At 36.6% G+C, this 16,137-nt stretch carries 14 protein-coding genes; 7 read left to right on the top strand and 7 right to left on the bottom strand.

All coding sequences use genetic code 11. The features are described 5' to 3' along the window. The first annotated feature begins 314 nt into the window (after positions 1 to 314). Positions 315 to 1,157 (top strand): hypothetical protein, encoded by an 843-nt coding sequence (locus QZ019_RS05940; protein WP_295483162.1) that lies wholly within the window; start codon positions 315 to 317, stop codon positions 1,155 to 1,157. 46 nt (positions 1,158 to 1,203) lie between these two features. On the opposite strand, the gene QZ019_RS05935 is transcribed toward QZ019_RS05940, so the two are convergent. After that, on the bottom strand, positions 1,204 to 2,547 hold the full coding sequence (locus tag QZ019_RS05935; RefSeq protein WP_295483159.1) for a Y-family DNA polymerase: 1,344 nt from the start codon (positions 2,545 to 2,547) through the stop codon (positions 1,204 to 1,206). Between the two features lie 205 nt (positions 2,548 to 2,752). Between QZ019_RS05935 and QZ019_RS05930 the strand changes: the two genes are divergently transcribed. Next, positions 2,753 to 3,553 carry a M48 family metallopeptidase gene (locus QZ019_RS05930; RefSeq protein WP_294568014.1) on the top strand — a complete coding sequence of 267 codons (801 nt, stop codon included), beginning with the start codon at positions 2,753 to 2,755 and terminating at the stop codon, positions 3,551 to 3,553. Between the two features lie 98 nt (positions 3,554 to 3,651). On the opposite strand, the gene eno is transcribed toward QZ019_RS05930, so the two are convergent. Both eno and QZ019_RS05920 read right to left on the bottom strand, forming a co-directional pair. Then, positions 3,652 to 4,938 (bottom strand): phosphopyruvate hydratase, encoded by a 1,287-nt coding sequence (gene eno / locus QZ019_RS05925; RefSeq protein ID WP_295483155.1) that lies wholly within the window; start codon positions 4,936 to 4,938, stop codon positions 3,652 to 3,654. Between the two features lie 84 nt (positions 4,939 to 5,022). Beyond that, a complete protein-coding gene (locus QZ019_RS05920; RefSeq protein WP_295483152.1) occupies positions 5,023 to 5,805 on the bottom strand; it encodes a ParA family protein in 783 nt (260 codons plus the stop codon). Positions 5,806 to 6,288: 483 nt separating this feature from the next. Here QZ019_RS05920 and QZ019_RS05915 point away from each other — a divergent pair, with 483 nt between their 5' ends. Further along, on the top strand, positions 6,289 to 7,404 hold the full coding sequence (locus QZ019_RS05915; RefSeq protein WP_295483149.1) for a polyamine ABC transporter substrate-binding protein: 1,116 nt from the start codon (positions 6,289 to 6,291) through the stop codon (positions 7,402 to 7,404). 45 nt (positions 7,405 to 7,449) lie between these two features. Here QZ019_RS05915 and QZ019_RS05910 read toward each other — a convergent pair whose 3' ends face one another. From QZ019_RS05910 to QZ019_RS05900, 3 genes are all read right to left on the bottom strand, one after another. Further along, the gene (locus tag QZ019_RS05910; protein ID WP_295483147.1) at positions 7,450 to 9,363 is read right to left on the bottom strand and encodes a hypothetical protein; all 1,914 of its coding nucleotides are present in this window, start codon (positions 9,361 to 9,363) and stop codon (positions 7,450 to 7,452) included. Positions 9,364 to 9,434: 71 nt separating this feature from the next. Further along, positions 9,435 to 10,553 carry a DNA polymerase III subunit gamma/tau gene (gene dnaX, locus QZ019_RS05905; RefSeq protein WP_295483143.1) on the bottom strand — a complete coding sequence of 373 codons (1,119 nt, stop codon included), beginning with the start codon at positions 10,551 to 10,553 and terminating at the stop codon, positions 9,435 to 9,437. A 3-nt stretch (positions 10,554 to 10,556) separates the two neighbouring features. Beyond that, positions 10,557 to 11,129, bottom strand: coding sequence for an adenine phosphoribosyltransferase (locus tag QZ019_RS05900; protein ID WP_295483140.1), 573 nt, complete (start codon positions 11,127 to 11,129; stop codon positions 10,557 to 10,559). A gap of 265 nt (positions 11,130 to 11,394) precedes the next feature. Between QZ019_RS05900 and QZ019_RS05895 the strand changes: the two genes are divergently transcribed. The 4 genes from QZ019_RS05895 (at position 11,395) to sstT (ending at position 15,469) form a co-directional block, all read left to right on the top strand. Continuing rightward, positions 11,395 to 12,090 carry an HAD family hydrolase gene (locus QZ019_RS05895; protein WP_295483137.1) on the top strand — a complete coding sequence of 232 codons (696 nt, stop codon included), beginning with the start codon at positions 11,395 to 11,397 and terminating at the stop codon, positions 12,088 to 12,090. 2 nt (positions 12,091 to 12,092) lie between these two features. Next, positions 12,093 to 13,217: a hypothetical protein gene (locus QZ019_RS05890; protein WP_295483135.1), complete on the top strand. Its 1,125-nt coding sequence runs from the start codon at positions 12,093 to 12,095 to the stop codon at positions 13,215 to 13,217. 43 nt (positions 13,218 to 13,260) lie between these two features. Further along, a complete protein-coding gene (locus QZ019_RS05885; RefSeq protein WP_295483132.1) occupies positions 13,261 to 14,052 on the top strand; it encodes a DUF2057 family protein in 792 nt (263 codons plus the stop codon). Positions 14,053 to 14,203: 151 nt separating this feature from the next. Continuing rightward, complete coding sequence (sstT, locus tag QZ019_RS05880) at positions 14,204 to 15,469, top strand: serine/threonine transporter SstT (RefSeq protein ID WP_294568032.1); 1,266 nt, start codon at positions 14,204 to 14,206, stop codon at positions 15,467 to 15,469. 48 nt (positions 15,470 to 15,517) lie between these two features. Here sstT and QZ019_RS05875 read toward each other — a convergent pair whose 3' ends face one another. Continuing rightward, positions 15,518 to 15,769 carry an Ada metal-binding domain-containing protein gene (locus QZ019_RS05875; RefSeq protein ID WP_295483130.1) on the bottom strand — a complete coding sequence of 84 codons (252 nt, stop codon included), beginning with the start codon at positions 15,767 to 15,769 and terminating at the stop codon, positions 15,518 to 15,520. Positions 15,770 to 16,137 lie beyond the last annotated feature (368 nt).

Here is a 16,137-nt window from a genome sequence, read left to right as displayed (position 1 = left end):
CTGATAGAATAGATTTTACCGCACATAGAATAACAGATGCCTCACAAAATGATTTCTTTCTGCCACCTCAAACAAAAAGAAATCATTCAATTTCTTTAAAAAAAGATCAACATTACAAAAATTTTTACTACAACCTATCCAACAAAGATATCAACCTTGATGTTGCATATTCAATCTACAGATCAGTTTCTTCACATATTCCTATTACCTTGTCGCAATATGTATATTTCACCTATCTATTAAATAAAAAACGTTTTCCGCGATTTCAGTTGTTTTTGAACAGATTCGCCGCATATGAGCCTTGTACCAATAAATTGACAGAGAAAATAGACAACAAGAATTTTATAAATTCTTTGAACTTCGGGGACTTCAACATTACAACAATAGCTGATTACTTTGCTAAATCAGAAGGAAATCCTTATTTATTGCTGGCAAACTTATGCAATCCCAATATCTGCTTTTTTCAAATTATTGAAAACTTCATTCGTGATTTTGCTTATGACAACTTCTCTTCATTTATTTTGTCAGGAGAATATGAACTTAGACTTCATTTAAGCAAAATTATGCTAATCGCCGGCGTTCCTTATGGAAATATATACAAAGCCACCCGCATATCCTTTAGAAAATTACATGAACTTATTGAAGAAACAAAGAATTCAGCAGCATCTGACAAAAAATTTAATCGAGCTGCAAATAAATTATGTTTAAGCGCCTGCGATCACCCGGCAAAAGCTTTATTCTGCAATATTATGATAAGTTTTTATCAAATGGGATTTAGAGTCTTACATAACCACAATTTATCCACCCCGTTAAATGAATCAGGACGCCATAATTCACATTCAATAGAACATACTTTAGCTATCGGTGCTTATATGGCAGGCAAAACAATTTTTAAGCGTATAGATTTTTATAAACAATGGCATGGAGAATCACACTTCCTTTTCTTTCCTTCGTACGTAGAGTTTTTTTCGATACTGAAAATGTTTTTAGAAAAAAGCTGCGAAAGCATTGTTTGTGATGATTGCGGTACCCATTACGTATATTTTGAAGAGTTGCATAACGAATGGTTTAAGGTATTAAAAAACAAAACTTTTAAGACCTGTCCTTACTGCCGCTCTTCTCAAATCGATAAGATAAAAAATTACAAATTCTTTTAGCCTTTACAATATCAAGTACATTAAACCGCCAACATATAAGATGATATTATTTTTTTGATTTTTCCTTTATCGCGTAAGAAACTTCAGGTAAATCATAAAAATCAGCAAAAGATTGAGATAAAAATTGGCGGTTTAAATATTTCTTATCTTTTAACAAACCGCCTTGTGCCCCCAAATAAACAGTATTGCTTTTTCTGCTATTTAATGTGTCCAGCGCCTGCATCAAAGAGTCCGCTTTCTTTTGCAAACCGATGTCCGGAGCAGCACAAAATAAATCACTTTGTTCTGTACGAGCAAAAGCAAAATCAGTCAAGATCACTCCTGCTTTCATATATTCATATCCGGGACGATACATCAAATCTAAAGCTTTTTTAGCAGCATCTATAAAATCACGGGTATCATTGCTAAGGTACGGCAAAATTATTGTCTCCTCAGCAGAATATTTTGCCTTATTACCGTATAACGATGTCCGAATATGAAAATGGACGCATTTACAATATTTTTGCTGACTGCGCAATTTTTCAGCGGCTTTAACAGTGTAATTAGCTAAAGCCTCAAAAATTTCTTCCTTGGTCAATAATCTTTCTTTAAAAGATCGCGACCACATAATTTGAGATTGGTTTTCTTCCGACATATCTTCGACAATGCAATCAATCCCGCTTAATTCTTTAGCTGTCTGTACTGCATTTATATTAAAAGACCTGCGTAATTTATTAAGATCGGTCTGAGCAAACTGCCACGCCGTAAAAATTCCCATAGATTGAAGTTTCAAGTTAAGCCTTTTACCTATTCCCCATACTTCTGACACAGGATTATTTTTTAAAAGAAAAAGCCGGTCTTTTTCATTTAAACCGGAAAAATAAGCACCTGAACGTTTTACTTTTCTTTTAGCGTAATAACTTGCAAGCTTTGCCAATGTTTTAGATGTCCCGATACCTATCCCTACAGGGATACCTAATGAATAAGCCAGCGTGTTTCTAACTTTACAAGCTAAATCCTTGGCACTTTCTTCTGTTGCTTTTTCAAAAAAAATAAAAGACTCATCTATAGAATATTGTTCAACATGCGGACACATACTTTCCAAAGTTCGCACCACGCGACTTGAAATATCCAAATACAAATTAAAATTTGATGAAAAAACAGCAACATTTTTAGATTCGATTAAATTCCTAATTTTAAATACCGCCTCGCCCATTTTTATGCCTAAAGCTTTAGCTTCATCTGATCGTGCCACTACACAGCCGTCATTATTAGAAAGAACGATTACCGGTTTAAAATTTAAATCCGGATGAAGCAAGCGCTCACAGGAAACAAAAAAATTATTACAATCCACTAATAGATATACGTGACGAAACTCCCTGCAAAAATCTTCCTTATAAAACGAGGTCATAATCAAAACCAAAAAGAACATAACATCAACTATCAATATAATAATCAGTCTACAAAGAATACATAACTATTTTTAAGTTTTTTTAAAATGATTTAACAGTAAATCATGATAAAATATTGCGGTCATATAAAAACTTATACAATAAAAACAAGAAGTTAATTTTACAAATATCATTGATGCAGCAATTAATAGGACCGATTTTTCCATGAAAAAACTTCTTACTGTTTTATTTTTTATAGCAACGCTTAGCGGTTGTACTTACACAACCATGTCCGGTTTTACCAATTACAACCGCTCTCAGCTGATGCTGACTCCTGCAGCTCAAATAAACGCCCAAGCCGATCAGGCTTATTCGCAAGTTATAAAACAAGCAAAAGCTAAAAAACTTTTAAATACCAATAAAAAAACAACGGCAAGAGTAAAACGCATAGCCAATCGCCTCATTGCAACAACTCCGGTTTTTCGTCCTGATGCAAAGCAGTGGAATTGGGAGGTTAACGTAATTACCAGCGATACAGTAAATGCATGGTGTATGCCGGGAGGTAAGATTGTCGTTTACTCAGGAATCATTAACAAATTAAAGCTAACCGATGATGAGATAGCCATTGTTGTCGGACACGAAATAGTTCATGCCCTGCGTGAACACAGCCGAGAACAGCAAAGCCGTGAAATGATAAAAGGCGGTCTGATAGCTATAGCTGCCATAATGGGAGCAGATCGCGGAACCTTAGCTCTTGGCAACACTATAGCTAACCTGGGATTTTCCTTACCTTTTAACCGCCAGCAGGAAACAGAAGCAGATACAATCGGTTTAGAGCTTGCCTACCGTGCTGGATTTAATCCGGATGCGGCAGTAAGCGTATGGCAAAAAATGAGTAAAATGGGAGGCAAGCAGCCGCCTGAATTTTTAAGTACCCATCCGTCGCACGCTCACCGCATTGCTAATCTGCAGCAGCTTGCCAACCAATTAAAATTAATGAAGAGAAAAAGCAGTCAAAAAATTTGATAACTAACTTATCAAGAAAAACCCTTTTTAATTATGAACCCCGTTCACTTTGTGTAATTGAACGGGGTTTTTATATGGCAAAAATTTTTAAATCAAAACTATAAGCTTATAGAATAAAAGGAATCTTTTCCGCCATAACATACTGAAGATCCTAGTTCTTCTTCAATTCTTATTAGTTCGTTATATTTTGCCAACCGATCGGACCGAGACAAAGAACCGGTCTTAATTTGTCCGGCATTTGTACCTACTGCTATATCGGCAATAGTGCTGTCTTCGGTTTCACCGGAGCGATGCGAAACAATTGCGGTATAACCTGCGCGCTTAGCAATTTCAATCGCTTCAAAAGTTTCAGTTAAAGTTCCGATTTGATTTATCTTAATCAAAATAGAGTTAGCGACATTTTTCTCTATTCCTTCACGCAATATCTCCGGATTGGTTACAAACAAATCATCACCTACCAACTGACATTTTTTACCGAGTCTGTCAGTAAGTTTTTTCCAGCCGGACCAATCACCTTCTGCCGCTCCATCCTCAATAGAAATTAACGGATATTTATCAACCCATGCCTCTAAAATATCAATCCATGCATCAATTTCATAGATCTTTCCTTGTTTTTTCAGAGCATATTTACCATTTTCATAAAATTCTGATGATGCACAATCAAGACCTAAATATATATCTTTGCCGGGAACATAACCTGCTTTAGTTATGGCTTCAAGAATAAGCTCAATCGCTTCTTCATGGGAATTAATTGATGGAGCAAAACCGCCTTCATCACCTACTGCGGTTGTCATCCCTTTTGAATTTATAATTTTTCGTAAAGCATGAAAAGTTTCAGAACCATAACGAACAGCCTCTTTTAAAGAAGGAGCGCCGACAGGAATAATCATAAATTCTTGTAAATCAAGATTGTTATTAGCGTGAGCTCCGCCATTTATGATATTCATCATCGGCACCGGCATACTCATTTTGAAACTTCCGCCAAAATAGCGGTACAAAGGTAAGCTCGACTCTTTGGCTGCAGCTTTAGCAACTGCTAAAGATACGGATAAAATAGCGTTTGCGCCAAGGGCTGATTTTATCTTCGTTCCATCCAAGTCAATCATTGTCTTATCAATAAAAACCTGATTACGTGCTTCAAGACCGATAAGCGCTTCTTTAATTTTAGTATTTACATTATTAACAGCTTTTAAAACACCTTTACCTTCAAAACGCTTATGATCACCATCACGCAGTTCTATAGCCTCTCGTATTCCGGTAGAAGCTCCTGACGGAACTGACGCTCTTCCAAAGGCTCCTGATTTAAGGAACACATCGCATTCAACTGTCGGATTTCCGCGGCTATCAATAATTTCACGAGCTTTGATATCTGTTATGACACTCATTTTCAATCCTCTTTGTAAGTTATAACTAACTTTTGTTAGTTTAACCTAACTAAAAGAAACTTTAAAGACTGTTACTTGCGATTATTAATCAAAACGAAGCCAAAAGGGACTTTTATAAATGAATTCTGCGCAAAGCTTTTTAAATGCCTTTGCTGCCGAGCTTTCAGGCATATTCGTTACAAGAGGCTGACCTAAAATAATACTTTCATCAAGACACTTATCTTCAGGAATAATAGTTTTAAAAACATTTTTTCTAAATATTTTTACAACTTCATTTTGAATCTCATTTAATACAGATACCCCATTACTGCCGTAAAAACGTAAAATTCCAGCAAGAGATGCATGGCAAACACCTTTTTCTTCCAAAGAATTTACATACTCAACAACTGTACTTAAAGCAGAAGTAGAGTAATACTCACAAGGAAGCGGAACGATAAATGCGTGACTTGCGCATAAAGCATTTAGCGTTAAAACATCAAAACTTGAAGGACAATCTATAAAAATATAATCATAAATTTTTTTAAGGTCATCTATTTTTCTTTTTAAAGTCAAAAGACCTTCTTTTTGATTATAAAGTGCCACTTGAACTGCAACTAAATCATCAGAACCTTTTATAACATCTAAATTAGTATTAGCTGATTGCTCAATAAAATCATAAAGCTCATCATCCGCAATAAGAGCACCGGCAAGACTTGGTAACGGATCTTTTTTAAGTCCTAAAGCTAACGAGGCACTGGCATGCGCATCTAAATCTATCAATAAAACTTTATATGAAAGATCAGCAATGCCTGCTGCAAGATTAACAGCAGCAACTGTTTTTCCGCTGCCGCCTTTAGGATTAACGAAAGATGTAATCAAAGCTGTCATTTCAACATTCTTGTTTTAACAAAACTGACTTTTATCATACCTGCCCTAAGGCTTCCAATCCACTTATTCATTGCTTTATTACTAAATTAAGTAAAAATTCTGTAAGAAGAGATTAATTTTTAAAATTCAAACTCTGTTTCTAATCACCACCTTGCCTTAATGATATGTAATTTTTCATAAAAAACGGCTTTATCATTAAAACATCCTTAATTGCTGTCTTGTTGTAAAGTAATTGAGATTTCATTCTTTGGGACGTTAATTAAATAATTTGTTACAATGACCCTCGCATCATAATGATGCATAATTTTTTGCCTGAAAGTAAACGGTAAACATATAGTGCAGATTTTTTAATGACGATACTTTTTACTTTGCTGTTTTCTTCTATCGTCAAAGTATTTGCCTTATACAACTTATCTTATATAACTATTTACAAAGGCATGCAAAATCCTGAATTCAAAAATTTTGCTTAAACGAGGTCAACTAATGAAAAACGTAAAATACTGCTTATCAGCTGCTCTTTTAACAGCTTCAGCTTCTTGCGTTTTTGCGGCGGATTTGAATATATGGAACTGGAGTGATTATATTGCCGAAGATACGGTTGATAACTTTATAAAAGAAACAAAATTAGATGCCAACTACGTTTTATTTGATTCAAACGAGCTAGTAGAAGCACGTCTTTTATCCGGCAGTTCAGGCTTTGATGCTTGTATGATGACAAGCTATTATGTACCGCGTTTAGCAAAAGCCGGTGCAATTGAAAAAATCGATAAAACCAAAATACCAAATTGGTCGCATTTGGATGAAAAGCGCATGAAGCTGCTTGCAACAATGGATCCGAATAACGACTACGCATATCCATATACTGAAATATCCTTAGGTATAGGCTATAACAAAGAAAAAATTGCAGAAATTTTCGGTCCCGACTATAAAGTAGACTCTTGGGATTTTCTGTTCAAAAAAGAGAATTCGGATAAATTAAAGAAATGCGGCATCGCCGTTTTAGATTCTCCCATAGAGATAGTATCTGCTGTAATGCATTATTTAGGAAAAGACCCCACATCGGAAAAATCTGCTGACTATAAAGAAGCCAAAGCATTATTAACTGCCTTTGCCTCCAACGTGGCATATTTCCATTCTTCTCGCTATATTAATGATTTAGCTTCAGGAGAAATCTGTGCCGCTATAGGATATTCAGGAGATATTCTGCAAGCGGCAAACCGCGCTGCACTAGCCAATCAGAATTACACTATAGAATATACTTTCCCTAAAGAAGGCAGTCTTTTGTGGTTCGACTGCTGGACAATACCGCGCGGCGCTAAAAACAAAGATAACGCTTATAAGTGGTTTAATTATTTAATGAAAGATGACGTTGCAAGCAGCGTTTCTAATGAAATCAAATACATTTTGCCGGTTAAAGGCGCAATTAATTTATTGTCTGACGATTTAAAAAATAATCTTAACGTCAATTTAACCGATGAAATGTATTCAAAAGCGTATTTTCCGCAAACTCCGACATCAAAAGTATCAAGAATTACCAATCGAATTTGGAATTCGATGAAATTAAATTCTTCAGCTGAAGATGAATCAGGTTGGTACTAAAAATTAAATTTATCAACCAAGGCCGCAAAAATTTAAAGCGGCCTTTTATTTTGCTTGCTGCGGATTAATATCGGTATATAAATCTATACGCATCTTGTATAAATCTTCACCGAGCTCACTTAAAAGATCTGTAAGCTTGCGATTAGACAATAAAATATTTCTGGTTTCATTTAATTGATTGATAAACAAAGCGCAAGCCTGTAAATATGGACATCCTTCAGGGGCTTGAGGTACTAACTCAATATCAATACTAACCGGTTTTGAATTAGCTATTGAAAACTTCGTTGTTAAATTATGTTTCCATGTAGGATCGGTTGCCAACAATTTAAAATCATCACTTATATATAAAATCCACTTATTCGGATCAGTATCATTTTGTTTTCTTATAGTGTAAAGCAAAGCTGCAAAATCAGGACCTGACGTATAACCGGCTTTTAATATCGTTTGATACCAAGGATCAGTTTTTGCCACCTCATCTAAAAAATCATTAGGTTCGAGCAAACGTTTTCCTTTAAAGGATAATAAGTTCTGAGAGCTTTGCTGATAAGCATTCTGAATCTGCTGCTTGGATGCGTACGCAGGATTGCCGTCTTGGATTTCATTAACAACTTCATCATTCACATCTGCATAAAACAGCATATCCTGCGAATTATCAAGCGGCATGTCAGTATAATCTATTTCACTGTCATCAACTGCAATTTCAGAATCAACTTGTTGATTTTCAATAGCATCTGACAAATTTACAGGAAATTGCGCTGCAGTATCATCAGATAAATTTTCTTTTTCGAGCAAAGGCAAATCAGCAACGGTTTTATCTTTTTCTGGATGATTAGTTATCTGTTCTTTAAGACGCAAAGCATTTTTATTATTAGACACTTTTTGAATTTGCGATAAAGCAAAATTCAAAATTTCTTCCTGAGAAGTTTCTTTTCGCAAATTTGCATTAATCTCTTTGTTCTCTTTAGGAAGAATTAATTTATAGCCAAAATCCGAATCGGAAAAAATACTATCTTTACAGTTTAAAGCTATTTCATCATCAAAAGGATCGCTTTCTATTGTTTTTAATTTATATACAGAATCGACACTTTTAACAGTAAAAGCTTTTTCATTATCTTTCTGCTTTATTCTGCTGTCATTCAGGATATCTAAAGCCTCTCCTGCAGGCGCGATTTCTTGTGCTTTTGCGATAAGCTCGCTTTTAAGTTTATTTTCTTGCAAACCATCATCCGGTAAAGACTTGAGTTCTTCATCAATTAAAAAACCATCATCGTTTTTATCTGTTTGTTTTTCATCTAATTTTTCTTTAGAGCTTACTATATTCTGAATTTCACTTTCGGCTTTATTTACAGAATCTTGCGACAAACTTAAAAGAGACAATGAATCATTTTCATCATCTTTATCTTCTATCTCCTGACTGTTATCCAAATCAATCGGTTCCTCTTGCGGAACAACAAGAGAAAGCGCTGCAATATCTCCTCCTGAAAAAGGATCATTTAAATAGACTTCCTTATCCTCAATCATATTTCTTGAATAAGGAGATCCTGAATCTTGTGATTTAACTGAACGCCCTAACTCAATTCCCAACGATGTAATTTTAGCAAGCTGACCTGAAATGCCATCTTCTTTTACATTAACTTCATGATCTTGCATTATTTGCAAGGCTGAAGTTATATCAGTCAAATAATTATCTATATTTTTAGCTACTGATAAGAAATCTTGCGCTTCATTATCAAAAGAAGATGTAACAATGCTTTTTCCCACCTCTTCTTTAACAGATAATTCCTCACTGCTTTTTTCGCTCTTTGACGATAATATTTCAGTCTCAGTCTGCGTTTTAGCTGCAGTTGATGACTTAATTGTCTCTTGCGATTTAAAATTAGAATTTTCAGCAAGCAGTTTCAGTGAAGCCGTAACATTATCAATATTTAACTTGTGATTTGCAGTTGGATGTTTAGGCAAATTATCTGCCTGATATGGTAATACCTGAGATTTTTGCGATATGTAATCAGGAGTAATAGGACGATCTTCACCTATCCATTCTTTTTTTTTTCAGGTGAAAAAGCTAAAAGACGTAAAACCGTCATCTCAAAAGCACTCTTGCCGTCAGGAGCTGAGGAGTACTCTTTAATTCCTTCAAGAACAATCTGATAGTAAAGCTGCACGGTCTCAGGTAAAAAGACTTTTGCATACTTGTTTAAAATATCCTGCGGCAGCGTAAACACGCCAAGGGCATTATCACCAACCATCTGATACAAAGCCAGATCATGGAAAGCTATTGCAAGATCGTCCAGCACGGCTTTGAAGTTAGGAGAAATTTGTGCAAATTTAGATAAAACATCGGCCAGATTTTCTTCTTTGCCGGGAGCTAACAGATCAATAATTTCAGTAATTAATCCATCTCCGGCTGTTCCCAACATGGTTATCACACTCTTTCTTTCAAGAGAACCTGAACCTAATGCAATGGCTTGATCGCACAACGATAATGCATCTCTCATGCTTCCCTTGGCTGCGCGCGCAATCAACTGAGCAGCTTCTATCTCACAGGGAACTCCTTCTTTATCTAGAATTGAGACAATGCGGTTTTTAATTTCATCAACACTCAGAGCTTTAAGTTGAAACTGCAGACACCGAGACAAAACCGTAGTCGGAATCTTATGCGGATCCGTAGTTGCCAAAATAAATTTCACATACGAAGGCGGCTCTTCCAAAGTCTTAAGCAGCGCATTAAAACTATTATTGGTGAGCATATGCACTTCGTCAATAATATAAATCTTATATCTGCCGGTAAGAGGAGGATATTGAGTATTCTCAAGCAGCTGACGGGTATCATCTACCTTCGTCTGAGATGCGGCATCGATTTCAATAACATCAGGATAGTTTCCCGCGGCAATCGCTTTACAAGCATCACATTGAAGACAAGGTTTAGAAGTTATTCCCGTTTCACACTCAAGACTCTTAGCGATAATTCTGGCAATTGTAGTCTTACCGATACCGCGAGTTCCCGTTAAAAGATAAGCGTGATGAATACGCTTTGCGTCAATAGTATTGCACAATGCGCTTAAAACGTGTTCCTGACCTACCACATCGGCAAAAGTCTGAGGACGATATTTACGAGCTAATGCCTGATATTCGCCTATCTTCTCTGACATAAATCAATGTCCAGGAAACTCTAATAGAGAAAAGGTTTCAATATTGTAATCATTTTTAATTTTAGCAGCACCGCCCAAATCAAAAAGCTCAATAACAAAAGCAGTACTGACGATTTCAACATCAAAACGCTTACACAGACGAATCATGGCTTCGACGGTTCCGCCGGTTGCCAGCAAATCATCTACAATAAGAACCCTTTGTCCGCTTTGCAATGCATCTTTTGTAATCTGCAGAGTACTTGTTCCGTACTCTAAATCATAGCTTTCTTCAAACGTAGCTCGCGGTAATTTACCTGGTTTTCTTACCATAACAAAGCCGGCATGAAGACGTTGGGCAAGAGGAGCTCCGAAAACAAAACCTCGAGCTTCAGCCGCAACAATCATATCTATTTTTTCGTCTTTAAAAGCCTCATAGAACATATCAATGCATAAAGCAAAAGCATCTTTATCCTGACATAACGAACTGACATCACGGAATAAAATTCCCGGTTTCGGAAAATCAGGAATATTTTTGACAGAGTTTTTCAGCTTTACGACTTTTGCTTCAAAATCACTGATTTTTGCTTTATAAGACATAGTTCACCGTTCTTAAACTATTGCATATCTATATAATATACAGACGATTTTCACTAAAAATTATAAACTTTATACGCTATAGAACAACAAAACGTACCTTCTTTATGGAAAAAACTGCTCTTCAATTTAAAAATAAAGCAGGATTTTTATGTTTTTTAAGCTTTAAACAGCAAAAGCCAAAGGCATAGTTATACAGCGATTTTCAGTAAAAATGCTTTATAATTATAAAAATTAATAATCTAAGAGACAAGAAAAAAGAAATCTCATGGCAGAAGCATCTAATAAATTACCGTTTAAAGCAATTCTGTTTGATTTAGACGGAACCTTGCTTGATACGGCATACGACATAATGGACGCATGCAACCATACTTTAGTCAAATACGGATTTAATCCTGTCGCTGAAAGCATTTTGCGTACTAAAGTTACTGCCGGCATGAGAGAAATGCTCAAACTCGGAGTTCCTGAAAACCTTCGTGCTTCTGCAGATATTGAAGGGACAATGCGTGATGAATTTGCGGCATATTACACATCGCACATCTGCAATAGAACCAGAGAATTCAACGGAGTTGATTCATTATTTGAAAAACTTCAGCAAAACGGAATAAAAACAGCCGTTATTACAAACAAATATGAAAAAATGGCGCAAAAAGTTCTCTCCCGTTTTGCCTTTAGCAATAAATTAAGCCTTATTTTAGGCTGTGATAGTACCAATCATTCAAAACCGCACCCTGAGCCTTTGCTTAAAGCTCTTGAGAAGATCAATATTCAACCTTCTCAAAGCTTATATGTAGGTGATCATCTTAACGACATAATGGCTGCCAAAAATGCCGGCTGCAAAAGCTGTGCCGCACTTTGGGGATACGGTCAAAATGAATGCGGTGCCGCTTCGACTTGGAACAGCGATTATGAAGCTGACAATATCGAAGATTTAAGTAAACTCATTTTTAACCCGTTAAAATAAAAATGAAAACATTAAAACTTTCCGTCCTTGCGTTATCTTTTCTAACACCTTTGTGTACATTTGCCGCTAACGTATACATGACTGAAAACAGCTCTTTTGATGTTTTCGGCAGAGTTCAGGCATTAGTAATGAACGGTGACGGAGCCTATCCTGATTATCCAAGTTCGAATGCTGCTGGAGACAATTCAATAGTCGCTACAACGCGTTTTGGCATTGCCGGAAGGACAAAACTTTTCCATGGCCTTGACGCAATTATGATGGGTGAATGGGATATGCCGTCTACAACATCAGGGCGTACCCATAACAGATATCTATATGTCGGTATTGATGCCTATCAATACGGTTCGTTAACTGCCGGCAAAGGAGACGGTGCTTTTTATACCGTAGCGGGAGCGACGGATATCTATCACTATCTTAAAACAAGAGCCAATGATTATTTTGTCATGGGAGATCAGCTCCCAGGACAGATAATGTATTCATTATCAGGGTTAGGCTGGGATTTGCGTATTTCTTATCAAAGTGCACGTGAAAACATAAATAATACCCCTTTTTCCATACGCAATGCCGCCGGAATTGCCATTTCAGGAAAACTCACGCCAAAAGTAACTGTAGCCTACGGTATTGATTATTACGACCTTACCTATGAAGGCAATCAGTCCAGCATTTCCATGGACAGTTACTTTAGGCCAATGCTAAAAAATGACTATAAGCTTACCGATACGGAACTTAATGATTTTTCCCAAAATCATCGCCCCGGACATAAATATGATTACGGTGCAGCAGTTTCTTACGGATTTTTAGGCGAAGGCTTCTATGGAGCTTTAGTTTTCACCGGAACTGATTATGAATATTTAAAGCATCAAATTTATACTTATGATTTAGCTTTAAATTATTCCTTTGCAAACGGTATTGGCATCGCAGGAGGATACAGTCTGCAAACATATAATGGAGATGCTACAGTATCTGATTTAAATTTGAGCCTCTATTACAAAATCAATCCTTCATTTAAAGTGTTTGCAGAAGCACAAATAGATTTAAACGCAGATCCGTTGAAACTATACGGAGAAAATGCAGTCCAATATGAAGCTCAAGACAAATTTGTCCTCGGAGCAGAGTATGATTTCTAAAAAAATGCTAAGATTAGCTCATTCAAAAACAAGAGAGAAGCAAATGACTAATTTCAATTCATTTTTAAAAATCGGCGTTACAGCATGCGCTTTAACTTTTGCAGCCAATGCTTTTGCTGATGCACAATTTAAAGTTCCCACCTACTATTCAATTGAATTAGTTGACGGTTCAACCAACCAATATAACTATAGCAGGTTCAACCGTACCATTACCCTTTCTCCCGGCCGTCATCAAATCGTACTGCTTTTTGAAGGACAGTTCGGCTCTATGAGCGAAGGAAGAATGATCGAGGCTGCTGACCCGATCGTTGTTGAAATAAGCGATATTCAAGACGGCGAAACTTACACTTTCAAGTATGATATTCCCCGTGACGAGAATCAGGCATCTAAGTTTGCCCGTGCTCAAAAAATTCAGCTTACAGATCTTGATGGAAACGCAATTCCTGAAAGCAAAGCCAGTTATTACATCTTAACTTCTGAATCGGGTTTTGCTATTTTGCGCGATTACCGCCAAGATCTCATGTCATTAAACCGCCTATATGCTCCTAACTATGTAGAGGGCTCAAAACGTGGTATCGGCATGACTGCATACGGCTCTCCCACTATTCAAGCAAATGCTTCAGGAAATATCTTAAACAGCGGAGCAGCTCATTCTAATATGGCTATGGCAGCTCCTGAAATTTCATACGAGCAGGAATCGAATCTTGCCACCTCTTCAGTTAACGGCGGTGCTGTTAACAGAGGCTCTGCTGCTTTCAGACAATTAGTCAAAATGTATGAAAGTGCAGATGACAAAACCAAGCTGGAATTTGTCAAATACGTAATGTCACATTAATTTTTTTAAATATACTAAGGCTTCATGATTTGAAGCCTTTTTTATTTGACCTATTGCACTATTTTGGTACAGATTTGGTCTATAACCTGTTTTTTAACTACTATAATAATTCTTAATTAACAAAATCACTTTTCAGCAAAAGGGAAAGAAAATGTTAGAAAATATCAATCCACGAGCTCCATTGTCGCAAACCCTGAATAAAATTCCGTTCATTCTTCAAATTGTTATAGGATTAATAATTGGTATCTTTCTTGCATTTATTTTCCCTAATGACAAATCAATTATCCCGACATTCGGAACTCTTTTTGTTAAAGCATTAAAAGCTGTTGCGCCAATCTTGGTTTTTGTCTTGGTTTCATCTGCAATTGCCCGTCATAAACAAGGACAGCAATCAAATATGAAACCGATTATTGCTTTATATTTCATCAGCATGCTGTTATCAGCAACTTTAGCTCTCTTGATGAGCTACGTATTCCCAAGTACTTTTAACATTTTGTCAGAGCATGTTGAAAACTTATCTGCACCTCAAGGTGTCTCTGAAGTAATTATTAACTTTATTAATCAAGCGATTGATAACCCTTTTACCGCTATGATTAACGGCAACTATATTGCCATCTTGATTTGGGCTATATGCTTAGGTCTTATGTTTAGAGCCGCTCACGACAATACCAAGCGTGTTCTTGAAGATCTTGCTCAAAGCATTTCCGGTGTGGTTCGTATCGTCATACGTTTTGCACCATTAGGCGTTATGGGCTTGGTCTATTCATCCTGCACGGCTGAAGGCGGTTTTGCCAACTTGCTTAACTATGTACACGTTGTCTGCGTATTGCTAGGAACTATGCTGTTAATCGCATTTGTTCTTAATGCAATAATCGTCTACATTGCGACTCGTGAAAATCCCTTCCCTCTTATTTTAACCTGTATAACCAGAAGCGCTGTCACAGCATTCTTTACCCGTTCTTCTGCAGCAAATTTACCTGTTAATTTGGAGTTATGTGAGAAACTTAATTTACCGCGTGAAACTTACTCTATCTCCATTCCTTTAGGCTGTACCATCAATATGTCCGGTGCTGCCGTTACCATCGTTATTATGACAATGGCAGCCGTTCATACTTTAGGAATCGATGTTGATTTCGGTTCTGCACTTTTGATGTGTATCGCTGCTGTACTATGCGCCTGCGGAGCTTCTGGCGTCGCCGGAGGTTCTTTAATGCTTATTCCTCTTGCCTGCTCCATTTTCGGCATCGGCAACGATATTGCGATGCAGGTTGTAGGCATTGGCTTTATTATCGGTGTTCTTCAGGACTCAACAGAAACCGCTTTAAACAGCTCTACAGACGTATTATTCACTGCAGCTGCTTGTAAGCGCGCAGAAAGAATCAAAAAAGAACAAGAAGCCAAAAACAGTTCTAAATAATAATTTTTTGTACCTTATCTATGAACCGGCATTCACAATAGTGCCGGTTTATTTTTCCTTCTTACATCTTCTGTAGCCTGCTTGCCTAGCTTCCTTTTCACTTTTAAAAATTACAGTACAGTTTTTGCAAAAATAATAACGACACTGTGGTCCATGATATATTCCGGATTGACGATTTCCGTGATACTCAGCAGCAGATACTACACTAACAAACAAGAAAGCCAACAATAAAATTAATTTCTTCATCATGCCTAGAGTTAATAACCATGAAACATGCTGTAAATCTTTTGTAGGATGCATTTGACAGGATATCCTATACATTTTACTTAGAAAGTATCGTATACCGCGTCAATGGGGCTATAAGCGCATTTTACGCTCAACCAATAAATTCAAAGAATAAAAAAGATCACAAAATGGCCGTAAACACTTGTTGAATCAAAGATAACTATGATGATACAGAGCCTATTGAAATTAACTACAGCAAAAAGTCTTAACACCGTATAGAGGCGATCTTTACGAAAAAAAAATAAAAACAACTTTTCTTTGAAGTGAAAATTTGAGAATTGGAAATTGAGAAACACGCAGAAATGATAGATTGGTAGCTACGACTGGAATTGAACCAGTGACCTCAGCATTATGAGTGCCGCGCTCTAACCAACTGAGCTACG

The organism is uncultured Succinatimonas sp. (genome assembly GCF_905203285.1).
GTDB lineage: Bacteria > Pseudomonadota > Gammaproteobacteria > Enterobacterales > Succinivibrionaceae > Succinatimonas.
This window is presented reverse-complemented; position numbering and strand designations above follow the sequence as displayed.